This window comes from Lactococcus sp. LG606, assembly GCF_017309645.1.
GTDB lineage: Bacteria > Bacillota > Bacilli > Lactobacillales > Streptococcaceae > Lactococcus > Lactococcus petauri.
On sequence record NZ_CP071301.1, the window covers coordinates 100,150 to 126,330 of the forward strand.

The 26,181-nt window shown below is 39.4% G+C and carries 26 protein-coding genes; 16 read left to right on the forward strand and 10 right to left on the reverse strand.

Annotated features, from left to right (window positions below; all coding sequences use genetic code 11):
- The first annotated feature begins 7 nt into the window (after positions 1-7).
- Genes pstC through phoU form a run of 5 tightly spaced genes read left to right on the forward strand, consistent with a single transcriptional unit; the run spans position 8 to position 4,124 of the window.
- On the forward strand, positions 8-931 hold the full coding sequence (gene pstC, locus J0J35_RS00530; protein ID WP_004258934.1) for a phosphate ABC transporter permease subunit PstC: 924 nt from the start codon (positions 8-10) through the stop codon (positions 929-931).
- A complete protein-coding gene (gene pstA / locus J0J35_RS00535) occupies positions 931-1,818 on the forward strand; it encodes a phosphate ABC transporter permease PstA (RefSeq protein ID WP_014024391.1) in 888 nt (295 codons plus the stop codon). Before pstC ends, pstA begins: the two co-directional genes overlap by 1 nt.
- Before the next feature lie 18 nt (positions 1,819-1,836).
- A complete protein-coding gene (pstB, locus tag J0J35_RS00540; protein ID WP_014024392.1) occupies positions 1,837-2,640 on the forward strand; it encodes a phosphate ABC transporter ATP-binding protein PstB in 804 nt (267 codons plus the stop codon).
- 13 nt (positions 2,641-2,653) lie between these two features.
- Complete coding sequence (gene pstB / locus J0J35_RS00545) at positions 2,654-3,415, forward strand: phosphate ABC transporter ATP-binding protein PstB (protein WP_004258923.1); 762 nt, start codon at positions 2,654-2,656, stop codon at positions 3,413-3,415.
- Between the two features lie 55 nt (positions 3,416-3,470).
- Positions 3,471-4,124 carry a phosphate signaling complex protein PhoU gene (gene phoU / locus J0J35_RS00550; protein WP_003134981.1) on the forward strand — a complete coding sequence of 218 codons (654 nt, stop codon included), beginning with the start codon at positions 3,471-3,473 and terminating at the stop codon, positions 4,122-4,124.
- A gap of 30 nt (positions 4,125-4,154) precedes the next feature.
- Here the strand turns inward: phoU and serS are convergent, their stop codons facing one another.
- Entirely contained in the window at positions 4,155-5,426 is a 1,272-nt protein-coding gene (serS, locus tag J0J35_RS00555; RefSeq protein ID WP_019293079.1) for a serine--tRNA ligase, read from the reverse strand.
- A 341-nt stretch (positions 5,427-5,767) separates the two neighbouring features.
- Between serS and J0J35_RS00560 the strand changes: the two genes are divergently transcribed.
- Positions 5,768-6,445: a YitT family protein gene (locus tag J0J35_RS00560; protein WP_061413514.1), complete on the forward strand. Its 678-nt coding sequence runs from the start codon at positions 5,768-5,770 to the stop codon at positions 6,443-6,445.
- Positions 6,446-6,515: 70 nt separating this feature from the next.
- Here the strand turns inward: J0J35_RS00560 and J0J35_RS00565 are convergent, their stop codons facing one another.
- The 5 genes from J0J35_RS00565 to J0J35_RS00585 form a co-directional block, all read right to left on the reverse strand.
- Positions 6,516-6,896 carry a DUF956 family protein gene (locus J0J35_RS00565; RefSeq protein WP_004258908.1) on the reverse strand — a complete coding sequence of 127 codons (381 nt, stop codon included), beginning with the start codon at positions 6,894-6,896 and terminating at the stop codon, positions 6,516-6,518.
- 105 nt (positions 6,897-7,001) lie between these two features.
- A complete protein-coding gene (locus J0J35_RS00570; protein WP_017368922.1) occupies positions 7,002-8,099 on the reverse strand; it encodes a PTS system mannose/fructose/sorbose family transporter subunit IID in 1,098 nt (365 codons plus the stop codon).
- A 22-nt stretch (positions 8,100-8,121) separates the two neighbouring features.
- On the reverse strand, positions 8,122-8,925 hold the full coding sequence (locus J0J35_RS00575) for a mannose/fructose/sorbose family PTS transporter subunit IIC (RefSeq protein WP_003134975.1): 804 nt from the start codon (positions 8,923-8,925) through the stop codon (positions 8,122-8,124).
- A 30-nt stretch (positions 8,926-8,955) separates the two neighbouring features.
- Positions 8,956-9,945, reverse strand: coding sequence for a mannose/fructose/sorbose PTS transporter subunit IIB (locus tag J0J35_RS00580; RefSeq protein ID WP_017368923.1), 990 nt, complete (start codon positions 9,943-9,945; stop codon positions 8,956-8,958).
- A 252-nt stretch (positions 9,946-10,197) separates the two neighbouring features.
- Positions 10,198-10,401 carry a ferredoxin gene (locus J0J35_RS00585; protein ID WP_019293077.1) on the reverse strand — a complete coding sequence of 68 codons (204 nt, stop codon included), beginning with the start codon at positions 10,399-10,401 and terminating at the stop codon, positions 10,198-10,200.
- Positions 10,402-10,446: 45 nt separating this feature from the next.
- Between J0J35_RS00585 and J0J35_RS00590 the strand changes: the two genes are divergently transcribed.
- The 4 genes from J0J35_RS00590 (at position 10,447) to J0J35_RS00605 (ending at position 13,418) form a co-directional block, all read left to right on the forward strand.
- The gene (locus tag J0J35_RS00590; RefSeq protein ID WP_004258888.1) at positions 10,447-10,956 is read left to right on the forward strand and encodes an SAG1386/EF1546 family surface-associated protein; all 510 of its coding nucleotides are present in this window, start codon (positions 10,447-10,449) and stop codon (positions 10,954-10,956) included.
- A 29-nt stretch (positions 10,957-10,985) separates the two neighbouring features.
- Entirely contained in the window at positions 10,986-11,648 is a 663-nt protein-coding gene (cmk, locus tag J0J35_RS00595) for a (d)CMP kinase (protein WP_019293076.1), read from the forward strand.
- Positions 11,649-11,721: 73 nt separating this feature from the next.
- Entirely contained in the window at positions 11,722-12,246 is a 525-nt protein-coding gene (locus tag J0J35_RS00600; protein ID WP_061413507.1) for a GNAT family N-acetyltransferase, read from the forward strand.
- Between the two features lie 125 nt (positions 12,247-12,371).
- Complete coding sequence (locus tag J0J35_RS00605) at positions 12,372-13,418, forward strand: VanZ family protein (protein WP_019293074.1); 1,047 nt, start codon at positions 12,372-12,374, stop codon at positions 13,416-13,418.
- A gap of 52 nt (positions 13,419-13,470) precedes the next feature.
- On the opposite strand, the gene J0J35_RS00610 is transcribed toward J0J35_RS00605, so the two are convergent.
- Entirely contained in the window at positions 13,471-13,740 is a 270-nt protein-coding gene (locus tag J0J35_RS00610; protein WP_019293073.1) for a bacteriocin immunity protein, read from the reverse strand.
- Positions 13,741-13,799: 59 nt separating this feature from the next.
- On the opposite strand from J0J35_RS00610, the gene msrA reads away from it, so the two are divergent.
- Both msrA and J0J35_RS00620 read left to right on the forward strand, forming a co-directional pair.
- Positions 13,800-14,342, forward strand: coding sequence for a peptide-methionine (S)-S-oxide reductase MsrA (gene msrA / locus J0J35_RS00615; protein ID WP_206917075.1), 543 nt, complete (start codon positions 13,800-13,802; stop codon positions 14,340-14,342).
- 77 nt (positions 14,343-14,419) lie between these two features.
- Positions 14,420-15,790, forward strand: coding sequence for an LCP family protein (locus J0J35_RS00620; protein ID WP_206917078.1), 1,371 nt, complete (start codon positions 14,420-14,422; stop codon positions 15,788-15,790).
- A 40-nt stretch (positions 15,791-15,830) separates the two neighbouring features.
- Here the strand turns inward: J0J35_RS00620 and J0J35_RS00625 are convergent, their stop codons facing one another.
- The 3 genes from J0J35_RS00625 to J0J35_RS00635 all read right to left on the reverse strand — a co-directional run bounded on the left by J0J35_RS00625 (position 15,831) and on the right by J0J35_RS00635 (position 19,343).
- Positions 15,831-16,685, reverse strand: coding sequence for a sugar ABC transporter permease (locus tag J0J35_RS00625; RefSeq protein ID WP_074750608.1), 855 nt, complete (start codon positions 16,683-16,685; stop codon positions 15,831-15,833).
- A gap of 1 nt (position 16,686) precedes the next feature.
- Positions 16,687-18,036: a carbohydrate ABC transporter permease gene (locus tag J0J35_RS00630; protein ID WP_019335691.1), complete on the reverse strand. Its 1,350-nt coding sequence runs from the start codon at positions 18,034-18,036 to the stop codon at positions 16,687-16,689.
- 71 nt (positions 18,037-18,107) lie between these two features.
- Positions 18,108-19,343, reverse strand: a complete 1,236-nt coding sequence (locus tag J0J35_RS00635; protein ID WP_206917081.1) for an extracellular solute-binding protein — start codon at positions 19,341-19,343, stop codon at positions 18,108-18,110.
- 253 nt (positions 19,344-19,596) lie between these two features.
- Here J0J35_RS00635 and J0J35_RS00640 point away from each other — a divergent pair, with 253 nt between their 5' ends.
- The 4 genes from J0J35_RS00640 (at position 19,597) to pgmB (ending at position 26,158) form a co-directional block, all read left to right on the forward strand.
- Positions 19,597-21,351 (forward strand): glycoside hydrolase family 13 protein, encoded by a 1,755-nt coding sequence (locus J0J35_RS00640; RefSeq protein ID WP_206917084.1) that lies wholly within the window; start codon positions 19,597-19,599, stop codon positions 21,349-21,351.
- Between the two features lie 252 nt (positions 21,352-21,603).
- On the forward strand, positions 21,604-23,211 hold the full coding sequence (locus J0J35_RS00645) for an alpha-glucosidase (RefSeq protein WP_206918122.1): 1,608 nt from the start codon (positions 21,604-21,606) through the stop codon (positions 23,209-23,211).
- A 24-nt stretch (positions 23,212-23,235) separates the two neighbouring features.
- Positions 23,236-25,500: a glycoside hydrolase family 65 protein gene (locus J0J35_RS00650; RefSeq protein ID WP_206917087.1), complete on the forward strand. Its 2,265-nt coding sequence runs from the start codon at positions 23,236-23,238 to the stop codon at positions 25,498-25,500.
- Positions 25,493-26,158 (forward strand): beta-phosphoglucomutase, encoded by a 666-nt coding sequence (gene pgmB / locus J0J35_RS00655; protein ID WP_086582229.1) that lies wholly within the window; start codon positions 25,493-25,495, stop codon positions 26,156-26,158. Before J0J35_RS00650 ends, pgmB begins: the two co-directional genes overlap by 8 nt.
- Positions 26,159-26,181 lie beyond the last annotated feature (23 nt).

Here is a 26,181-nt window from a genome sequence, read left to right on the forward strand (position 1 = left end):
GGTAGTTATGGAAAACTCAAAAATTAAAGAAAAATTACTTTCAAGCTCAAAAGATTCGCGCTTGGAAAAATTTGGTAGGACATTGACATTCTTGTGTATCGCAATTATCGTTTTTGTCGTTGGACTTATTCTGGTCTTTGTCGCTCAAAAAGGTCTTTCAACTTTCTTTGTGGATGGTGTGAATCCGTTCCGTTTCCTCTTTGGAACACATTGGGAGCCTGGAGCAATCGGCCCTGACGGGAAACCTGCAGTTGGTGCATTACCAATGTTTGCGGGCTCTTTAATCGTTACTGTGCTTTCAGCTTTGGTGGCAACTCCTTTTGCCATCGGAGCAGGAATCTATATGACAGAAATTTCGCCAAAATATGGTGCGAAAATTTTGCAACCGGTTATTGAACTTTTGGTAGGTATCCCTTCAGTTGTTTATGGATTTATCGGTTTGACTGTTGTTGTACCTATTATCCGTAATACATTTGGTGGAACAGGCCTTGGCTTGCTTGCGGGTGTGTTCGTACTCTTTGTTATGATTTTACCAACAGTTACTTCAATGACTGTCGATGCGCTTAAAGCCATCCCACCTCATTATCGTGAAGCTTCCCTTGGTTTAGGGGCAACACGTTGGCAAACCATTTGGCGTGTCTTACTGCGTGCCGCAGCACCTGGGATTTTAACTGCAGTAATCTTTGGTATGGCGCGTGCCTTTGGTGAAGCCTTGGCCATCCAAATGGTTGTTGGTAATGCCGTAACAATGCCACAAGATTTGGTTTCTCCGGCTTCAACTCTAACTTCAATTTTGACATCAGGTATTCCAAATGCGACACCAGGTATTCAATTGAATGCCCTTTGGTCACTTGGCCTCCTCCTTCTCCTTATGTCATTGGTATTTAATATTGCGATGCGTGCTATCGCTAAGAAAGGGAGCCTTAAATAATGAATGCAAAACGCACAGATAAAATTGCCACTGGCGTGCTCTATGCACTTTCAGGTATCATTGTTGCAATACTCGCTTTTCTCTTGATTTATATTTTAGTTAAAGGTTTACCTTTTGTATCTTGGGAATTCTTAACAACACCTTCAAATCCATTGACTGGCGGCGGTATCGCTATTCAACTTTTTAACTCAGTTTACTTATTAGTTGTGACTTTAATTATCTCAATTCCACTTTCATTGGGTGCGGGAATTTACCTTTCAGAATACGCCAATCAAAAACATTGGTTGACTGGTGCAGTTCGCTCAGCAATTGAGGTATTGTCATCACTTCCTTCAATCGTTGTGGGTCTCTTCGGTATGTTGCTCTTCGTTATTCAGTTTGGCCTTGGTTTCTCTGTCTTATCCGGTGCCCTTGCTCTTACAGTCTTCAACCTACCTTTGATGACACGTAATGTTGAGGAATCACTTCGTGCCATTCCGACAATGCAACGTGAAGGTGGCTTGGCTCTCGGTTTATCAAAATGGGAAACAGCCACTAAAGTCATTTTACCAGCAGCAGTACCGGGGATTTTAACAGGGGTTATCTTATCTTCAGGACGTGTATTCGGTGAAGCGGCAGCTTTGATTTATACTGCGGGTCAAACCAACTTGCCAATCAACTGGGCCAACTGGAATCCTATGTCATTGACAAGCCCATTGTCACTCTTCCGTCCTGCTGAAACATTGGCCGTACATATTTGGGCTTTGAACACTGAAGGAACAATCGCAACAGCAACTCAGATTTCTGCAGGAGCTTCTGCAGTACTGATTATCTTTGTATTGCTGTTCAACCTTGGGGCACGCTTCCTCGGAAATCGCCTCCACAAGAAACTCACATCTGGAAATTAGTAAGGAATATAGAAAAATATGGCAACTTATGATTGGAACGAACGTCACATTTTGACTTTCGACAAAAATATCGCTCTTTCAACAAACGATTTGCGGGTTTTCTATAATGGCACAAAAGAAGCAATTCATGGTGTCTCTATGCAATTTCCTAAAAATCAAGTGACGGCTTTAATTGGCCCTTCAGGTTCTGGTAAATCAACTTATCTCCGCGCGCTTAACCGTATGAATGATACGATTGATGGTGCACGAGTTACAGGTGAAATCATGTATGAAGGTGTCAATATCAGTGACCCTAAAGTCAATGTTTACGAAGTCCGTAAGCAAATCGGTATGGTTTTCCAAAGACCAAATCCTTTCCCAAAATCAATCTATGAAAATATCGCTTTTATCCATCGTCGTGAAGGCATAAAAGATAAGAAAAAATTAGATGAAATCGTGGAAACATCGCTTAAGCAAGCAGCTTTATGGGAGCAAGTCAAGGACAACTTGAACAAGTCAGCCTTGGCCCTTTCTGGTGGTCAAGCACAGCGTTTATGTATTGCACGTGCCCTTTCGGTTAAACCGGAAATTATCTTAATGGATGAGCCAGCTTCAGCTTTGGATCCTATCTCTACAATGCAAATTGAAGAAACAATGACCGAACTTAAGAAAGACTATACGATCATTATCGTTACGCACAACATGCAACAAGCCAGTCGTGTTTCTGACTATACAGCATTCTTCTATTCAGGCGACTTAATTGAATACGATGAGACAAGCAAAATCTTCACACAGCCAAATCTTAAAGCGACAGAAGATTATGTTTCAGGACACTTTGGATAATCGAGAGGACAATATGACAAAAGAAGCAATTTTAACAGTCAGCGACCTTTCGCTGTATTATAGTAAGAAAAAAGCGCTCAATCAAATCAATATGGAATTCTATCCTAATGAGATTACAGCACTTATTGGCCCTTCTGGATGTGGAAAATCAACGCTTTTGCGTTCAATTAACCGCATGAACGATTTAATTCCAACAGTAACAATTACGGGCGCAATTATGTATAAAGGACATAACATCTACAGTCCAAAAGTGGATACCGTAGATCTTCGTAAAGAAATCGGCATGGTTTTTCAACAACCAAATCCTTTTCCATTTTCGATTTATGAAAATGTTGTTTATGGTTTGCGTCTCAAAGGTGTAAAAGACAAAGCTTTGCTCGATGAGGTCGTTGAAAATTCACTTAAGGCTGCAAATATTTGGGATGAAGTAAAAGATATTCTTCATACTTCAGCGCTTGGGTTATCTGGCGGACAACAACAACGTGTGTGTATCGCCCGTGTGCTTGCTGTCAATCCTAAAATTATCTTGCTTGATGAACCAACGTCAGCTCTAGATCCAATTTCGGCAGGGCATGTAGAAGAGACACTTTTAGAACTTAAAGAAGATTATACTTTGGCTATTGTTACGCACAGCATGCAACAGGCTTCACGTATCTCTGATCGTACTGCCTTCATGCTTAATGGTGACTTGGTTGAAATGGACAATACGAAAAAAATCTTCCTTAACCCTGAAAAACAGGAAACAGAAGATTATATTGCTGGTAAGTTTGGATAATATGGTATGATGTAAGGAGCACCTATTGCTCTGAGCTTAGTTAAGAGGAGAAAAAATGTTACGTACACAATTCGAAGAAGAACTCAATAAACTTCACAACCAATTTTATTCAATGGGAACACAAGTATCTGCACAATTGAATAAAGCAGTTCGTGCCTTTGTGAGTCATGATCGTGAGTTGGCAGAAGATGTCATTACAAGTGATGAAATGATTAACCAATTGGAAACAAAATTAGAAACAAAATCACTGGAAATGATTGCTTTACAACAACCAGTGTCAGGAGACTTACGTACGATTATCACAGTGCTTAAAGCCTCAAGTGACTTGGAACGTATGGGCGATCATGTAACTTCAATCGCTAAGGCGGCAATCAACCTTAAAGGTGAAGAGCGTATCCATGAAGTCGAAGAAGACATTTCCCTGTTAGGTGAAAAAGTGAAATCAGTCGTTGATGCTTCCTTGAATGCTTATATTCAAGGCAATGATAAACGTGCGCGTGAAATCGCAGATCAATACCAAACAGTTAAAAATATGAGCGGTGAAATCCAAGAAAAAATCTTGGAAGCGATGAAAGAAAATACAGAAACAATCACGACAGGTAAAGATTACTTGATGACTCTTGTTTTCTTAGAACGTATCACTGGCTATGCGGTCAATCTTTGTGAATGGATTGTTTACTTGAAATCTGGGAATATCGTTGAGTTGTAAAATAAAAAAACTTGCTTTTGCAAGTTTTTTTTATTTAATAACTTCTAAACCACCCATGTATGGACGAAGGACTTCAGGGACAGTTACTGAGCCGTCTTCGTTTTGATAGTTTTCAAGGATTGCAGCAACTGTACGACCAACAGCAAGTCCAGAACCATTTAAAGTGTGAAGCAGGTTAACTTTGCCGTCTTCATCACGATAGCGGATTTGGGCGCGACGTGCTTGGAAATCTTCACAGTTTGAACAACTTGAAATTTCACGGTAAGTATTTTGGGCAGGAATCCAAACTTCCAAGTCATAAGTTTTAGCGGCAGAGAAGCCCATATCGCCTGTAGAAAGTGCGATTACACGATAAGCTAAACCAAGTTTTTGGAGAATGTTTTCGGCATTGACAACCATTTTTTCTAGTTCATCGTAAGATTCCTCAGGGCGAGCAAATTTGACCATTTCAACTTTATGGAATTGATGCAAACGAATCAAGCCACGTGTATCACGGCCAGCTGAACCAGCTTCAGAACGGAATGAAGGAGACATTGCTGTGAAGTAGATTGGGAGTTCAGCATTATCCAAGATTTCACCACGGTAGTAGTTGGTCAAAGGTACTTCAGCAGTAGGAATGAGCACAAAACCACGGTCATCATTTACTTCAAAAGTATCTTCTTTGAATTTTGGATATTGACCTGTACCGAACATAGAATCTTGATTGACCATATAAGGCGTAATCATTTCAGTATAACCTTCTTTAGCATGTTCGTCCAACATAAAGTTATACAAGGCGCGCTCTAAACGCGCACCAGCGCCTTTATAAAAGAGGAAACGAGAACCGGTAACTTTACCGCCACGTTCCCAATCAAGGATACCAAGAGACTCTCCTAAGTCCCAATGAGGTTTAGGTTCAAAGCTGAATTCAGGCGTTTGACCATGACGACGAATTTCAACATTATCATCTTCATCAGCACCTACAGGCACATCATCATGTGGCAAGTTGGGAAGCGTTGTTGTGTAAGTGGTCAACTTTTCTTCAATATCAGCAAGTTCAGCATCAATAACTTTAATATCAGCAGAAACTTGTTTCATGGCAGTGATTTTTTCAGATGCATCGCCTTTTTCACGTTTAACCAACGCGATTTCATCAGATACGGCATTACGTTCTTTTTTTAAGTTCTCAGATTGTACGATCAGTTCACGACGGCGTACATCAAGTTCATGGAGTTCTTGCAGTGTTTCTTTTTTAACACCACGTGTTTCCAATTTTGCGGCTACTCCGTCAAAGTCTGCACGGATTTTTTTGATATCAAGCATAAAATCTCCTTTTAATATAAAATAAAAAGCCCTAACTCTCCATAAAGAAGAATTAGGGCGCTATAAGCACGGTTCCACCTAAATTTCCTATCATAATGATAGGACTTTAGTTCCCTTATCGCGAGAAACACGTTCCTATTTTCATAGGATAAAATCAAACAAGAAGCAGAATGTTTAAAGAATCTTTACTTGTTTTCACCACCCACAAGCTCTCTTGAAAAAGATAGTCTCAAAACTGACTTCTAATGTCATTCTATCAGAAAATTTAAAACTTTGCAAGTGCCTCATAAATCATTAGTTCTTTAAATTCCTAAATGGTATTATAGAATAAAGGGGGTCCTATGTCGATCATTGGAGTAAAGATAGATAAGCAGTTTATAAAAGATTTAATTGTTCTTATTGTAGGAGTGGGTTTTTATATTTTATCGGTAAGACTTTTTGTTATTCCTAATTACTTAGCAAGTAATGGGATTGCAGGTTTTTCAGTATTTGTTGATTTTGTTTTTGGAATCAACCCAGCACTGACTTTCTTTGTAGTAAATATTCCCTTGTTTCTCTTTGGGTGGAAATTGTTGAGCCGAAGAGAACTCTTGCTGAGTGTTCCTGGTGCAGCTGCGATGAGTTTATGGATGCTGGCTTATGAGGCGATGGGAATTAACGGTTTTCAATTTAATCAAATTATTTTCGCTGGTATTTCTGACGGTATTTTATCAGGAATAGGGGCAGGACTTGTTGTAGTATCCAACGGGACTTTTGGCGGTTCAATCCTCTTGAGTCGAATTATGGAAGATCGCTGGCAATTTACGATTGACCGTGTCTTGTTTGGTATTGATATCGTCGTTATGGCACTATCTTTAGCGACTTATCTGGCCTTTCCAAACTTTGCTGTCACTCTCTTGTCATGTTATATTTTCAGTAAAGTCACACGCTTTATTGGACGAAAGGACTACCGTGACAAGATTTTAGATCGTCTATATTTTAATTTATTTAGACGTGAACGAAATGGAACAGATACTTAATCTAGAAAATCATGGTGCATGTGCAGTATGTTTTTTTTTATAAAAAATAGCCCCCGATGGAGGCTATTTCTTATTTCTTTTTACGGCGGAAGAGGCTAAAGAATTTATCAAAGAATCCTTTTTGACGGACGACTTTTTCATTTCCAATATATTGTCGGATGTATTTTAAGACAGTTCCAGACTCTTTGGCAGCAAAACGAACTTTTTGCTCATTACGAAAGACGATGATAAACTGACGTCCAATTTTTACTTTTCCGTTTTTGGAAACAGAAACATCACCTTCCACACGTTTAATAGAGGCCCAAGGGAATTGCATGTTCTTTTCAACATTAGTATCATTGAAAAACTCGAAAGCTCGGTCTCCAATCATAATTTTACCATATTCAGCAAAGCCAAGATAAGCAATACCAGCAGTGGTAAAGTCGACTTTAGTATTCAGTGATTGTGCCAATTTAGTGCTCCTAACGATATTATAATATATTTATTATAGCAAAAATAATCTTAATAAAAAATCGCCGCGAGTACACGACGATTTTGTTCTTGTTTTAAAATCTTATTAAGCAAGACCTGCAACGTGAAGTACGATACCAAGAACGAACATACCAATGATGATGAACAATGGTGCGTTTTTGTTTTTCCATTTGCGCAAGATCCAAAGCACAAGGAAAGTCAAGAGCAATGCGATAAATCCAGGAATTAATGAATTGAACACGTCTTGAAGTGATTGTGTTTGTTCTGGGCTCAAGCCAAGACCAGATGATACTTGACCTAAGATGTTGTGCAATGTAGAACCGTCAACTGTGTTAAGTTGATCAACAGTTACGTAATGTGCGAAACCGTCTTGACCAGCAACACCGTTACCAACAACGTTACCTGCTTGGTCTAACCAATCAAACTTAGCAACACCGTCGCCTGTAGTACCTGTTTGGGCACCTTGAACAACGACTTTACCTGCTTTGTCGATCCATTCACCAACGTAAGCACCATCTGCCAAAGGTTTAGATGGGAGCATAGCGTTAGGACCAGTGAAGCTGATGTTAACCCAACGTTGGATCAATACACCAAGGATGAACATACCAAGGATAGATGCACCTTTAGTAATTTGTTGAAGCATTCCTCCACCGAGGTCGCTTGTAATTGCAGTACCTTGTTTGTAACCAAACTCTTGTGTATACCACAAGAAAGCGATACGGATTGCATTCCAAACAACGAAGAAGAAGATTGGAGCGATAATAGAACCACCAGTTGCAAGTGAGGCAGCGATGGCACCAACGATAGGACGTACTGTGAACCAGAAGACTGGGTCACCGATACCAGCGAGAGGTCCCATCATACCGACTTTCACACCTTGGATAGCTGCTTCATCGATTTCAACACCGTTAGCGATTTCTTCTTCAAGGGCCAATGTAACACCGACGATAGGTGCGGCTACATATGGGTGAGTATTGAAGAACTCCATGTGGCGTTTCAAAGCTTCTTTAGCTTCTTCAGAACCTGGTTTGTAGAACTGTTTCAATGCAGGGATGATTGAATAGAGGAAACCAAGGTTTTGCATACGTTCGTAGTTCCAAGAACCTTGAAGGAACATTGAACGGAACATAACGCTCAAGCGTGTGTTTTTAGAAAGGCTAAACTTTTTATTTGTATTTTCCATTTTTATAAAATCTCCTTCCTAATTAATAATCGTTGAGAATATCGCCGATTGGGTCACCACTTGAAGAAGCAGTTCCACCGTTACCAGCAGTATTAGAAAGATTGAGGTAGATAAGAGCGATAACAACACCAAGGATACCCATACCAATCAAAGTGATTGAAGAAAGTGGTGCGAGTACAAATCCGAGGAAGAAGAATGGCCATAGCTCTTTAGTTGCCATGAGGTTGATAACCATTGCGTAACCAACAACAACAACCATACCACCACCAACAGCAAGACCTTTAGAAACCCAATCAGGAATTGAGTTCAAGGCAGCAGTTACTGTTTCAGCAGGGATAGCAAGGATGATTGCAGCAGGGATAGCAATACGCAAACCTTGAAGAAGGAGTGCGAACATGTGCCAACCAGCAACACCTGAGTAAGAACCTTTTTCAGCAGCAGCATCAGCTAAGTGAACGATACCAACTGAAAGGAAACGAACCAATGTAGTAAGTACGAGACCAGCAGTTGCCAACAAGATAGCGGCAGGTACGATAACACCAGTGATGTGTGTCAAGTCAAAGTTACCACCTTGAACCATCAAGATAGCAGAAGCGACAGAAGCAAGTGCAGCGTCAGGTGCGACAGCGGCACCAACGTTAGCCCAACCAAGGGCGATCATTTGCAATGAACCACCCAAGATAATCCCTGCAGCCATGTGACCAGTAGCGATACCGATCAATGAGCAGGCGATAATTGGTTGGTGAAATTGCCATTGGTCCAAGATACCTTCAAGTCCAGCTAAGAACGCGAAGATAAGAACTAAAATGATTGAAATAATACTCATTTTATAAATTTCTCCTAATAATATTTAATTTTACTTAACGTCTGCTTTGTTAATCAAAGCAAACAAGTCAGATTTAGAATCGTTAGGGACTTTACGAACGTCAAATTTAACGCCGAGATCACGTAACTTTTCAAAAGCGGCAACATCATCTTTGTTTACAGACAATACTGAGTTAAGCATTGTTTTACCTGTACTGTGTGCCATAGAACCCACGTTAAGTGTTTCTACAGGTACGCCACCTTCAATAGCAGCAAGTGCGTCTTGAGGAGTTTCAAACAAGAGAAGGGCTTTAGTTTCACCAAAACGTGGATCTTTAGCAACTTCAATCATTTTCTTGATAGGGACAACGTTGGCTTTAACACCTGGAGGTGCAGCTTGTGTGATAAGTGTTTTACGCATCTCATCTTTGGCAACAGCGTCAGAAACAACGATGATACGGTTTGCTTTTGAATCTGGAGTCCAAGCAGTAGCAACTTGACCGTGGAGAAGACGTGAGTCGATACGTGCAAGATTAATTTTAATCTTACCATCACCAACAACAGTACCTTCTGGGATAGCGGCAGCGTTTACGCCAGCTTCAGCTGGTGTAGCGCTTTCTTCAGCAGGATTAAGCTCTTCTGGCAATGCTTTGATACCAGCTTTAGCTTCCTTAATAATGTTTGCAGCAACTTGTTCAACACCAGCAGAAGCATCCATCATACGTTCTGTGTAGGCTTGAATAAGCATTGGCAAGTTGAGGCCTGTGATGATAGCTACCTTGCGTTCTGGATTGGCACCCATAACAGCACTTGCTTGGTTAAATGGAGAACCGCTCCACAAGTCAGCAAGGACAAGGACTTCATCTTCAGCATCAAATGTTGCGATAGCGGCTTCGATTTTGGCGCGTAAGTCGTCTGGTCCTTCGTTAGGCATGAAAGTAACAGCTTGTACTTTCTCTTGCTCACCGAAGATCATTGAACCAGATTGCTTGATGCCCGCAGCGAATTCACCGTGGCTCGCAATAACAATTCCGATACTCAATTGAGTAACCTCCTTATAAATTTTTATATAATATAATTATTACTGTCCTAGTATACTACAAATTGAAAACATTTGCAAAAATTTGTGAAACTGGTTTCATAAATCTGATTTTTTAATTTAACTGACGAAAATAAAAACAACTTGTCAATCAAAAACAAGCTGTATATATAATGAAAATACCTAATTAAAAATCACGAAATAGTTAGATAAAGAAGTAATTTTATGGTAAAATAAATATCAGAGTTTAAGGTTTTAAGATTTGGTAATCTTTATCGCAGCTGTTGGGCAAGCCTTGGCTGCACTTATTATTTTATCATCAGAAAAATATTCTTTTTCCAGTTTATCGGAATTATTAAATTTAACGATACCGTTATCATGGTAATCGAAGACATCTGGAGCATGTAAATAACAAAGGCCACATGCAATACAATTTTCTGGTATTATGTTTACTTTCATACAATGATGATAATATAAAAAAATAAAAAAGGAAAGGAAAAAGATGTGGCAGAAAAAGAACCGTGGGATAAAGAAATCTATAAGGCCATGAAAGCAGATTCCGAAAAAAGTCGTTCGGGCAGCAAGCCAAGAAAAAAACACAATAACAAGTCATTAACTTCACGTGCTTTAACCTTTACTGTCGTGACGATGTTTTTACTGGTTGGTTTCATGATTGCCTTTATTCTTTGGAATAATCAAACGCAACATAGCGGTGGATTTGCTCAGGAAAATCCAGAAAAAACTGTAGAGCAAACCACGGAGCAACAAACAGAACAGACTACTGAAGAAGTGAAACCAGAAGAAAGTACTGTAGCTCCACCGCCAACCACTGAAGAATCTTCCACTGAAGAGGGTGGAACTTATGTTATTGTAGCTGGAGACGATCCAAGTAAGATATCAGCGAAGACAGGCGTTGCATGGTCTGTAATTGCCAGCCTTAATAATATCTCAGCAACAGGATACAATGCCGATGGTTCACCAATATCACCTGGGCAAGTATTAAAATTAAAATAATAAAAAGTATTCATATATAGGAAAGAAACATGATAAAGTTACAAATTGCTGTTGATGGTCCCGCCTCAAGCGGAAAATCAACTGTCGCTAAAATCGTTGCACAAAATCTTGGGATTATCTATTTAGATACAGGTGCGATGTACCGTGCTGCAACTTTGGTTGCCCTCCAAAACAAAACGGAGGATCCTCAAAAAATTATTGATGTGATCAAGAAAAAACCAATTTTCTTTAAAAATACGGCTGATGGACAACTTGTATTTTTAGGAACAGAGGATATTACTAAGATTATTCGTACAAACGAAGTAACACAGAATGTTTCAAAAATCTCTGCTTTAGCTCCAGTACGGGAATTTTTAGTTGCTGAGCAACAGCGCATTGCTGACGAAGGTGGCATTATCATGGATGGACGTGATATTGGTACGGTTGTCCTACCTCATGCAGATTTGAAGATTTTCCTCGTGGCTTCTGTGGATGAACGAGCAGAGCGACGTTATAAAGAAAATTTACAAAAAAATATTCCTACTGATTTGGAAAAACTCAAAGTGGAAATCGCCGAACGAGATCGTAAGGATAGTACACGAGCAGTTTCCCCTCTAAAACAAGCAGAGGATGCTATTTTACTAGATAGTACAGGAAAAACGATTGATCAAGTGGCAGGTTTCATCGAAGAAAAAGCACGAGAACTCTTGTAATCAATCAATTTTTAAAGGAACAAACGGAGTAAAGGTATTCCGTTTGTTTTTCTATAAATGAAGGAGGGCAACTTTGGAAATAAGAAGTATTGGGCGAAAAGACTATAGAGAAGTTGAGCAGTTAATTCGTCAATCATTTAGCAGGTCCGAACATGGTTATGGTAATGAAGCAGAGCTCGTGGAAAAGATTCGGACAGATTCTAGCTATGTCGATGGTTTAGAAGTTGTCGCCGCTGAAGGAGCAAAAATTATTGGTTATGGTTTACTAAGTGAAGTCAAGATTATCAACGATAAAGAAAGTTTTACAGGGCTGGTTCTTGCGCCATTAGCTGTTTTACCTTCTTGGCAAGGTAAAAAAGTGGGAGAAAATTTGCTGAAAGAGTTGGAAAAGCGTGCCGTTCAACAAGATTTCCCTTTTATAAGTATTCTGGGGCATCCCCAATATTATTCTCGTTTTGGCTATGTATCTGCTGAAAAATATAAGGTTACGGCACCATTTGACGTTCCAGCAGAAGCTTTTATGATTCGTCCTTTACAACCCAATGCACTAAAAAATATTTCGGGGTGTATCAAATATGCGCAAGCCTTTGATGTATAAACAGGGTGTGAGCAGCAGTAATAATATCAACTTCCACTTGATTTAAGCTATTTCTTTAAACTGGCTCACAATCTCCATTTATAAATTTTGTTATAATAAAGATAAAATTTTAAAAAAGGATTTCTATGCTTACTTATCTCCATGCTATTCAAATAGGTGTATTGCTCTTCTTTGTTTTTTTCTTGCTGAGCCTTATTCCTTATATGATTGTTCAATATCGTAAATATGGACGTGTTAACCCTTGGCGGTTTATTGTCAATTTTTCTTTTGTCCTTTATATAGTTTGTGCTTATGCGATGACTATTTTTCCTTTGCCTGATGTGGCACAGGTTGCACAGATGACAGGTCCTAAGCAAAATCTTGTTCCCTTTGAATTTGTACGTCAGTTCATCGCTTACAACCCGCTGGTACTTAACGAGCCTTCTACATGGCTAATGGCCTTGAAAGCACCAAGTTTCATCCAACCTTTTTTTAATCTTCTTTTGACGTTGCCATTTGGGATATATTTGCGTTACCTCTTTAAGCGTAATTTTTCGCAAACCTTAATGTGGAGTTTCATGCTCACCTTATCGTTTGAACTTTTACAGCGTTCGGCTCTTTTTGGTCTTTATCCTCGTCCTTATCGTCTTTTTGATGTTGATGATTTAATGATTAATACGCTAGGAAGTTTGCTTGGTTTTGGGATTGCTTGCCTACTTGTTAAGGTTTTACCAGATTTGGATGCCAAACAAGCCATTCCTGCTCAGATTGGGATGATACGTCGTAGTATTGCCTTTGGCGTAGATTTTGTTTTAGCAAATATTATTGCAAACATTGTACCTCATTTCTATATAGCAATGCTTATTACATTTGTGGGGATTCCAGTCATTTTTGGTGTCACTTTTGGCCAAAAACTTCTTAAGATAAGGATAGAAGGAAGTCGTTGGAAGATTTTAAGTCGACAACTCTTATCTTTCGTTAATTTTGGGATGATTGGTCTCTTGTCTTATTTCTTACAACGTTCAGCCTATATTCCACAAAAAGAACTGGGACAAAATTTCTTAATGGTAGTCCTTTCTTTCATTCTTCTTCTGTTACCTCTATTAGATATTCTCTTTGCCACACTTTCCCGTACACGAAAGTTGTGGTATGAACGCTTGAGTCAAACAGAGTTAAGTGCAAAAGAAATTTGAAATAAAAAAACGTTAGTAGGTCTAACGTTTTTTTTACTAAAAAGATGATTATTTATAAACGATGCCCGACACCGCGGCCAAATAAACCCGAAGTGGATATTTTGTTATAAAATTCGGTTGTCATAGGCGTTAAATTATAGCGAAGAGCTAGTGGACGTAATTGAGCCTCTAATTGGGTTAAGGCTTCTTCAAGATTACCCTGACTTTCAATGCGATTTTTAGCTTCTAATATTAAAGCACGTTCCCACTCACGAATATGTTTACTCAAGATTAAATTATACATTTCGTTCAATATTTCAGTCTGATTTAACGGTTTTTTCATAGTTAAATTATAGCATGCAAGCCTTTTCATTGTGCTATAATGTGCTTGGAGGAAGAGCTATGAGTAAAGAAATTGCAATTTTTGCGGGTGGATGTTTTTGGTGTATGGTTGAACCTTTTGAAACTCGTCCAGGTATACTGTCTGTTACCAGCGGTTATACCGGGGGGCATGTCGATGACCCGACATATGATGAGGTATCGGGTAAATATACGGGACACGCTGAAGCTGTGGAGATAATTTTTGAAAATACCGTTATTTCTTACGAGACCTTGCTGGGAATTTACTGGAGTCTTATTGATCCGACGGATGGAGAAGGTCAATTTTACGATCGAGGCAGTAATTATAGACCAGTTATCTACGTTGAGAATGATGAGCAACGTCAAACTGCTGAGAAAAGCAAGCAGGAATTATCGGAGTCGGGGCTTTGGGATAAACCAATCATAGTCCCTATAGAAAATGCGCAAACATTTTGGCCAGCTGAGGATTATCACCAAGATTTTTATAAAAAGAACCCTAAAAGATATAAACAGATGCACAAGGCACGTGAACAGTTTCTGAAAGTTAAACGCTTCAGAAATAAATTTTTTGGCAAAAAAGCTTAAGAAAAGGATTTGTATTTTGCTGAGAATTATGAAAGGCTTTTATCAAAAATAAAAATTCATGATATAATAGACAGATAATGAAAGATAATAAACAAAAACGTTTTGAATACTTAAGAGCAAATAAAGCTTACTTAAGTGAACGCGAAAAGCAAGAATATTATGAACTAGTAGAAGAAATAGAAGGGTGGCAGGCCCTTGAAGAAGAATATGCGGCTGACATAGAAGAAGAGCGCGCACAGTCTGAAAGTTCTTCTTCTGAGAGACGGAGTAGATCCAGCCGTTCTTTGGATTCAGCACCAGCGCCCTTTTTATCCAAACGTGGGAAAAAGAAAGATAACCGTCGTGCGGAAGAGAGCATTGATGATGAAAGGTCTGAGGAAGCAGCAAGTAAAAAGCCAAGGAAAAAGAAAAGTTGGATAAAACGGATTTTCTTTATCTTAATCGCCTTGATTTTGATTATGATTGGTTTCTTCATTTATGGTTATCAGCGTGGGATTAGTCGAGAAGGTGGCGCGATCAAAGCCGAACAATTCAATGGTGCTGCCAATGCGGATGGCTCAGTCAATATCCTTCTCTTAGGTGCTGATCAACGACCAGGACAAAGCTCAGGAGTGGCCCATTCAGACAGTATTATGGTTTTGAATATTGGCAAAAGCGGCAAAATGCAATTGGTGAGCTTTATGCGTGATACTTTGGTCAACATTCCAGGAGTTGGTGATGCAAGCCAAGGACCTAACATGAAGCTTAATGCAGCCTTCACGATTGGTGAGCAAAATGAGAATCAAGGTGTTGAACTTGTGCGTCAAACTTTGCAACAAAATTTTGGTATAAATGCCAAATATTACGCTGTGGTTGATTTCTCAAGTTTTGCAACAGTGATTGACTCAATGTTCCCTGGTGGAGTAAAGATTGATGCCAAATTCGCCACAATTAATGGTCAAAAGTTTGATGAAGTCCCTGTACCGGATGATTTAGCAGAAACTGAAGGGATGGCTAAAAACGATAAGGAACTGAGTGCAGAAGAAGCCGCGGCCTTGGGCTATCCTGATGGTGGTGGAATCTTTATGATGATTAAGCAAGGCCCACAACGAATGGATGGACGTACACTTTTGAACTATGCACGTTTCCGCCACGATGATCAAGGAGACTTTGGACGTGTGCAACGTCAACAACAAGTGATGCAAACTCTCACATCGAAAGTTAAAAATCCGTTGACACTCTTTACTGGTGCAAGTGCCTTGGGTACAGCTCGAGCTGTTACAATGACTAATCTTTCTAACACATTCCTGATCACAAAAGCTTTACCAGCAATGTTTGGCGGTATAGAAAACACAACCATCCCATCCGACAATGATTGGCAATCTGCCTATGATATGTACGGAGGTTCAGGTATCCTCATTGATATGGACAAGTATAGTGCAAAAGCACAAGAACTTTTAGGACAATAAAAAAAGCATTCAACTATAGGTTGAGTGCTTTTTTAGTTTGTTATCCTTTATCTGCACCAGCAGTGATTCCTTTAACATAGAATTTTTGCATAACAATGAAGAGAATAGTGATAGGAATGGCGATAATCACACATCCTGCAACAAATTGGGTAAAGTTTGTTGCAGAGGAACCTCTGGAGTTGGTCATCATGTTTTGCAAGCCATAGGCAATGGTCCGTGATTTAGGATCGCCACCACCTAAGATGACACTCGCAAAGAGGAAATCAAGCCAAGGTGCAATAAAAGCAGTTAGGGATGTGTAAACAATCATTGGTTTTGACAAAGGCAAGGTAATTTTGGTGAAAATTTGCCATTTGGTTGCACCGTCAATCACAGCGGCTTCATCAATTGAAGCAGGGATTGTATCAAGGAAACCTTTAAAGATATAGAATCCTAGACCAGAGCCACCTATATAAATCAAAGTCAGTCCCACTAAGTTGGTCATATTGAATGATTTGAGGATGTAATAGAGAGCAATCATCGCCATGATACCTGGGAACATTCCAATGATAAGTGCTAACTGTAGGAAAGGTTTGCGTAATTTGAAGCGTAAACGTGACAATACATAAGACATAACAGTAGTAATCAGCGTGTTAATAACTGCACAGATAACAGCGATGACAAAAGTATTAAGGAGCCAATGTCCGTAAGGATAAACCGGGTTATTGAAAATACCAGTAAAATTATCCAGAGTCCACTGCTGAGGAATGAATGTCGAAACAAAACCAGTGTTATTTTTAGAAAAGCTGGTAAGGATAATCCATACAATTGGGAAAATCCAGATGATTGCAAGTAAGGTCAAGAGCAAGTATCTGAGTACTAATGAAGCTTGACGTTGGCGTTTATATGATTTCATTTTAGCCCTCCTTAAAAGCATTTGTACGGCGGTAAGCAAACAATGAAGCTGTAGCTGAGATGATAAAGATAACGATACCAATAGCTGAAGCGATGTTATAACTTGGAATCGACTTCATGGTTAAGCTATAAAGCCAGGTAATCAATAAGTCAGTGGAACCCGCTTGGAAGTATTCGGCGTTCAGTGGTCCACCACCAGTCAAGAGGAAAATAACATTGAAATTGTTAATATTCCCGATAAATTGTTGAATCAAGGCAGGGGTCATAACGAACAAAATTTGAGGGAAGGTAATAGAGCGGAAAATATCAAAACTGTTGGCACCATCAATTTTAGCTGCTTCAATCTGATCTGATGGCAAGTTTTGGATAATCGCTGTTGAAATTAACATAGAGACAGGAATACCAATCCACATATTAACGCCGATAACAGAAAACTTCGCTAACAAAGGATCCATTAAAAATGGAATAGGGTGATCAATAAGACCGATACTTTGGAGCCAACTGTTGAGCGGCCCATTGTTGTCTAGGAACATATTCATCATTAAGAGTGAAACAAAAGAAGGAACAGCCATAACGATAACAAAGAGTGTCCGCCAGAAAGCTTTAAATTTAATTCCAGATGATTCAATCAAAAGAGCAAGTAAGACACCAAAGAAGAAAGTTGTCGCTGTTGCAGCCACAGCCCAAACGAGAGTCCAGCCTAAGACAGGGAAGAAAGTTCCAGCGATGTTACCGGTCAGAATCTCACCAAATGAAGCGAACCCCGTCCAAGAAAATCCAATAGGATGATCTTGATTAAAATTGGTAAAAGCAATGGTGATCATGAAAAGCAAAGGAGCAATCGTGAAAACTAAAATGCCGAGTAAGGGAATCGCCATCAGTGTGTAATGGAGGCGACTGTCTAAGAGTGTAGCCAAATCCTCCATAGTCGTAGGGATATGTTCTCCGTCACGATTCAAGACATAGAGATGACGTGTGGAACGAAGGCTTGTGATATAGATGACTGCAACCATTGCAATGAGCACTAAGGACATGACACCAAAAAGGAGGATGAGCATGGAGTTGTCAGGTTGTTGAGTGACATAAATTTGTCGTGCTTCATCAAAAACGACTTGCTTAGTCTTGACATGTCCAAGGCTACTCAGAAGACTGATTGAGCTAATGCCATTGAAGATGAGCCAGAAAAGGAAGACAATTTCGATGATGAGGAAGCTAAAGCCCTTGAGCCATTGTTTATTTTTTAGTTGCGCTAAACCCATGATAAAGAAGCTGAGTTTTGTGAAAATATCACCTTCATGCCACACCTCTTTGTATGTTGCTTCAGGAGATGGTTTAATTTTCTTTTTAAACATATATTTTACCCTTTTGTATATAAAAAATAAGAGGATTAGGATGAGCCCAATCCCCTTAAGTTAATCAAAAATTATTCAGTAGCTGATGAGATTGATTTTACGAAATTATCAAGTTGTGCTTGGTATTGTGTAGCCGGAGTCTTACCTGTGTAGGCATTCTCGATAAGTGGGGCAGCCAAGTTCCAGAATGTAGCCATTTGTGGCATCTTAGGCATCAATGTATCGTTTTCTACTTGTTTGATAACTGCAAGAGCCACAGGGTCTTTTGCAACTTCAGAATCTTTTTGGGCTTCTTTTGAAACTGGAATTGAATTATTAGCTTTATAGAGTGCTAATTGTGATTCAGTATTTGATAGATACTGAGCTAAAGCAGAAGCAGCAACAGGATCTTCTGATTGCGAATTCACAGCCAGTGTACCGACACCGGAGAAGGCTTGCATTTGTTTAGATCCTGATCCAAAATCAGCAGTTGGTAAGGTTGTTGCACCAAAGTTGTCGCCAAGGATTTCCTTCACTGTGCTACCGTCCCATGGGCCATCGAGGATTGCTTGTGTTTTACCAGATTTGAGGTCGGCCAGAAGGGCTGTACCTGACTGTTTAACACCAGGATTTGCTTTTTGTTGCGCAAACCAAGTCATAGCTTGAACGCCAGCTTTAGTATTTGCATCTGTACCATCAACCGTTTCACCATCTTTACCGAAGAGCTGTGTTCCATTAGCTAGGAATACAGGATACCAGTTGTAGGAGTTGGTAAAATCTGTTCCAATTGGTGTTTCTGCTGTAAAGTCAGCCCAATCTTTTGGAGCTTCACTAAATTTTGCCCTGTTGTAGTAAACAATATTTGACTGTTCATCTTGTGGATAAGCGTAGAGTTTACCTTTCCAAGAGACAGCATCAACAGCGATAGAAATATCATTTGATTTGACCCAATCTGTTGCTGATGGTGAAAGAGGATTGATGTAGCCCGCTTCAGCCATGGCTCCCAACTGGTCGTTGGGTACTTTAAAGACATCTGCGGCTTGTCCGGGGTCTTTACTCACATCTTGTTTTGCATTTGCAGAACCATTTGGAGACTGTGTGACTGTAACTTTAATGTTTGGATATTCTTTGTTGAAGTTTTTAATTAAATCTTTATAAGAAGCAACATTTGCTGGATCGACCCAGAGAGTAACGGCTCCTTTATGGTCTTTAGCATCTGAAGATGAAGAAGTTGTGCTTTCACTACCCTTACTATTCCCACAAGCAGCGAGGCTAGCAAGAGCAATCAGAGAAACGCTACTCAGAGCGATTTTTTTCCATGTGTTCATAAAATATTTCCTCCTAATGAAAATAATTATTCTAATTTGTAATTCTATTTTATGCAAACGCTTCCGTTTTGTCAAGTGCAAACTTATTACAATTTGATTACTGTATATGTTGGTATATACATGTTATGGCTGCATATAATAGAAAGTTTTACAATAGTTTTTATTTTCGATAAAAAAATATACTGCAAACGGTTGCGCAAAAGATGAGCTTATGCTAAAATGAAAAAAACAAGAAAAAAAGAGGTATTTATTCATGAATAAAGCAGCCATTTATCACCGTCCAGAATCAGAATTTGCTTATCTCTATACAGAGGAAACAATTCATATCCGTTTACGTGTTGCACGTGACGACATTCAAAGTGTTGCATTGATCTATGGTGACCCTTATATGTTTGTAAAACGCGATGATGAATCAGAAATGGTTTGGGATTATCAAGAAGTAGAAATGAAACATGGTTTATCCACAGCAGAAAGTGATTTCTATGTGACAGAGGTCGGCGTTCCGCATAAGCGTATGGACTACTTGTTCGTGATTACGGATTACGATGGGGAAAAGGTTGTCTATAGCGACTCTGGTATTCTTCCTTACCAAGTAAAATTACTCACAAAAAAATATGCAGCATTTCGTATGCCATTCTTCCATGAGGTTGATCGTTTTAAGGCTCCTGAATGGGTTAAAAATACAGTTTGGTATCAAATATTCCCAGAACGCTTTGCTAATGGAAATCCAGCCATTAATCCAGTTGGAGTGAAAGAATGGGATCCAACTGAATCTCCCAATCGTCAAGACTTGTATGGCGGCGATCTCCAAGGAGTAATTGATCATTTGGATCATCTGACAGACTTAGGCGTAAATGGCATTTACTTTACTCCTGTTTTCCAAGCCTATTCTAACCATAAGTATGATACGGAAGATTATTTGAAAATTGATCAGTATTTTGGTGATTTAGAAGTTTTCAAAACATTAGTGAAAGAGGCACACCAACGAGGGATTAAAGTAATGCTTGATGCTGTCTTTAATCATATCGGTGATACTAGCCCGCAGTGGCAAGACGTTCTCAAGCATCAAGAAAATTCAAAATATGCAGATTGGTTCCATGTTAACGAATGGCCAGCAACCTACACACCAACCGAGGATTTTGAAGTTTCTGAAACAGCAACTTACGATACATTTGCTTTTACACCACATATGCCGAAACTAAATACTGCCAATCCAGAAGTTCAAGAGTATTTGCTCAATATTGCAGAATACTGGATTAAGGAATGTGATATTGATGCGTGGCGTTTAGATGTAGCAGACGAGGTCGATCATGCCTTCTGGAAGAAATTCCGTACAACATGTGATGCAGCGAAAGAAGATTTCTATATCTTAGGAGAAGTTTGGCACTCAGCACAACCTTGGCTCGTTGGCGATGAATTTTCAGCAGTTATGAACTATGCTTATACCAATGCAATCATTGACACTTTTGTGAAAGAAGATCTAAGTTTAGAACAAATGGTTTCGGCAATTAATGCGCAGCTTATGCTTTATCGTCAACAGACGAATCAAGTTATGTTTAACATCTTGGATTCACATGATACACCACGTCTTTTAACACAAGCCAAAGGAAGTAAAGACTTAGTCAAACAAGTTCAAGCCTTTATGTACCTCCAACCCGGTGTTCCATGTATCTATTACGGTGACGAATATGGGCTAGATGGTGGCGCTGATCCAGATTGTCGCAAATGCATGCCTTGGACTGAAGAACATCAGGACTTAGAAATGTTTGCTTTCTTCAAAGCCTTGGTAGCTTTCCGTAGAGACTACGCAGAGACACTTAGTCAATCTGATTTAGAATGGCAGAGTGTTGATGACACTCAAGGAGTGGTGAAACTGGAACGTGGCGCACTTAAGGCAGTCTTTAACAAAGGTGAACAGCCAGTTAGTGTTGAAGAGGGAGAAATAGTCTTGGCCCACTTGGCTGAAGACAATCATGTTCAGAAAAACGGATTTATAATCTATAAATAGTAGAAATTAAACAAGAGATAGAGATGAAACGTTAGCTCATTCTTCTAAAAGATAACTTTGCCCAAATATTGCTTCTTATATGGAAAAATTTTGACATAATAGAGAAAAAGCCCCTCGGTTTCGAGTGAGTGGTTGCAGAGACACCTAGAGTAAAATATTTAAGCAGAATTATAGACAAATGTCTTTCTGACTCTATTTATTGTTTGCGAAGGACTGGCTTTAATTTCAAGAGAGATAATCAAAATGAAAAAAATGAAAAAAGACGATTTTGCGAATTGGACAGGTTACCAGATTTATCCCAAGTCTTTTAAAGACAGTAATGGTGATGGTATGGGGGATTTACAGGGAATTGTCGAAAAGCTGCCTTACTTGAAAGATTTGGGGATAGATTTTATTTGGCTTAACCCCATTTACACAAGTCCACAAGTGGATGGCGGCTACGATATAGCTGATTTTTATAGTATTGATGCTCGATTTGGTAGCTTGGAAGATTTAAAAGAACTTCTGCAAAAAGCGCATGATAACGGCTTGAAAGTGATTATGGATTTGGTTGTGAATCATACTTCCGATCAGCATCCTTGGTTTATTGAAAGTCAAAAATCAAAGGATAATCCCTATCGAGATTACTATCACTGGGCAGATGCAACACCCGAAAAAATGCCGAATGAGTGGCAATCTTTCTTTGGTGGCTCTACTTGGACTTATGATGAGCAGACGCAACAAGCTTATTTTCATGTCTTTGCGAAAGAACAACCTGACTTGAACTGGAAGAATCCCCAAGTGCGTCAGGAAATCTATACGATGATTAAATGGTGGTTGGAATTAGGTATAGATGGTTTTCGTTTGGATGCGATTTCTCATATTCAAAAGGAAGACTGGTCTTTTAATATCAAGTCTCTAAGAGGGAATGACCCTTGGCAGCCTTTTATGAATGTGTCAGGTATTGAAAATTATATGGCTGATTTAAAAGAAATATTTGACCAATATGATGCTTTAACAGTTGGGGAAGCTTCAGGTGTGACTTCAACTGAGGCGCCTGATTGGACGGATGCAAGGTCTGGCTACCTTAAGATGATTTTTGAATTGGAACACAATGTACGTCAGAAAAATTACGCAGGACGTGGCTGGATGTATGGTTACAAAAAGACAATTATACGTTGGCAAAAGGATATGCTTGCACGAGGTTGGAATGCACTTTATTTAGAAAATCATGACCAACCACGAGCAATCAGTTGTTTTGGTGATGGCAGTATCGCGTCGGCTAAAGCTTTAGCCGTATCTTATATGCTTCTTCGAGGGACTCCATTTATCTATCAGGGACAAGAAATTGGAATGAGTAATTTTCCTTTTACAGATATCACCCAGACAGATGCAACTGAAATCAAGCAGGCTTATGAAGCGTTAATTTTTCAGGGGATGACTAAAAGTGAAGCTTTGGATACAGTGATGGCAAACAGCAGAGATCACTCTCGTACACCGATGCAATGGGACGCGAGCCCAAACGCAGGATTTACCAGTGGCAAACCTTGGATGCCTATTCATCCAGATTATAAGGAAGTAAACACAGAAAAATCACAGGAGCTTATCGAGCTTTATAAAGTCTTAATTCATCTTCGCCATGAGGAAGAAGACATTGCGCGTGGGTCAATAAAGTTTTGGTTTGAGCAACATCTGACAGCCTTTGTTTACGAACGTGACTCATTTTTGATTATTACGAATTTAGGTACTAAAAAAGCACATCTGGACTTTAACCAAGTAGAAATAGAAGGTTACCAGCATATTTTAGGAAGCCGCCCAAGAAAGTTGGAAAAAAAGATGACTTTCCTTCCATGGGAATATCAAGTGTTTAAGAAAAAGTAAGAAAAGAAAAAGATAGGAAAAAAGATGAAAAAAATCAGCAGAATTATGGAAATTGATCCTTGGCATATCCAATCCAGTAAATTAGAAAAGGAAGAACGACGTCTTCAGGAATCTTTAACCTCAATCGGGAATGGTTACATGGGAATGCGCGGTAATTTTTCAGAAAAATACTCAGGCGATCACCATCAAGGTACATATATTGCAGGTGTCTGGTTTCCAGATAAAACGCGTGTGGGGTGGTGGAAAAATGGTTACCCAGAATATTTTGGTAAGGCAATCAATGCTTTGAACTTCTCGGGAGTTTCACTTTTTATCGATGATGAAGAAGTTGACCTTTATACTGATAGTATCACTAATTTCCACCTTTCCTTAGATATGCAAAAAGCAGTTCTCTCTTATTCTTATGAAAAAGCTGGCGTTGCTGTTTCCGTTGAGCGTTTTATGTCGATCGTTCATCCAGAATTAGCTGTCTTCTCCTTCAAATTCTCTAGTGTGGATGGTCAATCGCACAAAGTACGTACTGCTTCATTTATTGATGCTGATGTGCACAATGAAGATTCCAATTATGAAGAAAAATTCTGGACTGTTTTAGATAAAGGAGGCGACAAAGAAGGAACTTACATTGCCAATCAAACGATTGCTAACCCCTTTGGCGTAGAGCAATTTACCGTACTGGCAGGGCAAAGTTTTAAGGGAGATTTTCAAGCTCAAGGGCAAGAAACTCAAGAAGAAAAAGTTATTAATTACCATGAAGCAACTGTGGAACAGGAAACACTACATTTTGAAAAACGTGTGCTTGTTCTGACGAGTCGTGATTATAGTAATTTAGCTGCAATGCATGAAGCCTTAGCAAGCCTAGAAGAAGTAATTCAAGTGAAATCTTATACACAACTTTTACAAGAGCATGCAGAAGCTTGGGGCGAACGTTGGGAACTTGCGGATGTGGAAATTAAAGGTTCTGATCAAGCACAACAAGGTATTCGTTTCAATCTCTTCCAACTTTTTGCAACTTATTATGGTGAAGACGAGCGCCTCAATATTGGTCCTAAAGGCTTTACAGGGGAGAAATATGGCGGAGCAACTTATTGGGATACTGAAGCCTATGCAGTTCCGCTTTATCTTTCTTTAGCAGATCAGCAAGTGACGCAAAACTTATTACGCTACCGTCATAAACAATTGCCCCAAGCACAACACAATGCAAGACAGCAAGGTTTGGCTGGAGCACTTTATCCAATGGTGACTTTTACAGGTATTGAGTGCCATAATGAATGGGAAATCACTTTTGAGGAAATTCATCGTAACGGTGCTATAGCTTATGCTATTTATAATTACAGCAATTATACTGGCGATGGAACCTATTTGGCTCAGGAGGGTCTTGAAGTACTTGTAGAAATTTCACGCTTCTGGGCAGACCGTGTTCACTATTCGGAGAGACAAAAAGCTTACATGATTCATGGGGTTACAGGACCAAATGAATATGAAAATAATATCAATAATAACTGGTATACCAACACATTGGCAACTTGGGTTTTGAATTATACAATGGAAAGTTTAAAGAAATACCCTCGACCAGATTTACAGGTTTCGACAGAAGAATTATCGCAGTGGACTGATATCACTGCCCATATGTATTATCCGACAGATGAAGAGTTAGGGATTTTTGTCCAGCATGATGGCTTTTTAGACAAGGATTTGACACCAGTTGCGGATTTAGATCTCAAGCACTTGCCTTTGAATCAAAACTGGTCATGGGATCGTATTTTGCGCTCACCATATATTAAACAGGCAGATGTTTTGCAAGGGATTTATTTCTTTGGCAACCAATATAGCTTGGAAGAAAAACGTCGTAACTTTAACTTTTATGAGCCATTAACTGTTCATGAAAGTTCACTTTCTCCATCCATTCACGCAATTTTAGCTGCCGAACTTGGAATGGAAGATAAAGCAGTTGAAATGTATGAACGGACTGCACGTTTGGACCTTGACAACTACAATAATGATACAGAAGACGGTTTGCATATTACCTCAATGACAGGTTCTTGGTTGGCTATTGTGCAAGGTTTTGCTCAAATGAAAACGTGGAACGGTCAGTTAAGTTTTGCGCCTTTCATTCCAAATGCTTGGGATGCTTATAGCTTCCGTATTAATTATCGTGGGCGTCTGCTCAAAGTCAGTGTAGGAGAAAAGCTTCAGATAAAATTGCTCAAGGGTGAACCGATTGCCTTAGAAGTTTATGGTGAAGCGGTCCAATTGGAAGGTACTTATGAAGCAGAGGTGAAGCATGTTTAAAGCAGTATTATTTGATCTTGACGGAGTAATTACCGATACCGCAGAGTATCATTTTCAAGCCTGGAAAGCTTTGGCTGAAGAATTAGGAATAGCTGGAGTAGATAGAACTTTTAATGAACAGCTCAAAGGTGTATCCCGCGAAGATTCTTTGAAAAAAATATTGGAGCTTGGTGGAAAGAGTGAAACATATGATGCCGAAAGTTTTGCTCAGCTTGCTAAGCAAAAAAATGATAACTATGTCCAAATGATTCAAAAGGTAGGACCAGAGGATATTTATCCTGGCATATTAGATTTGCTGAAAGATTTACGCGCCCAAAATATCAAGATTGCTTTGGCTTCTGCCTCAAAAAATGGTCCATTCCTTCTTGAAGCGATGGAGTTGAGCACGTATTTTGATGCCATTGCTGATCCGGCAAAAGTTGCAGCTTCAAAACCTGCACCAGATATCTTTTTGGCTGCTGCAGCCGGTGTTGATGTTCCTATTACTTCATGTATAGGAATTGAAGATGCCCAGGCTGGTATTGCAGCGATAAAAGCAGCAGGCGCATTACCTTTAGGTGTGGGTTCTGCTGAAGACTTAGGAACGGATATTGCTTTAGTTTCAAATACAAACAGTCTGTCTCTTGAATTATTAACAAAAGTTTGGGAAAATAAGTAGAAGAGAGTAGAATCAGGAGATAG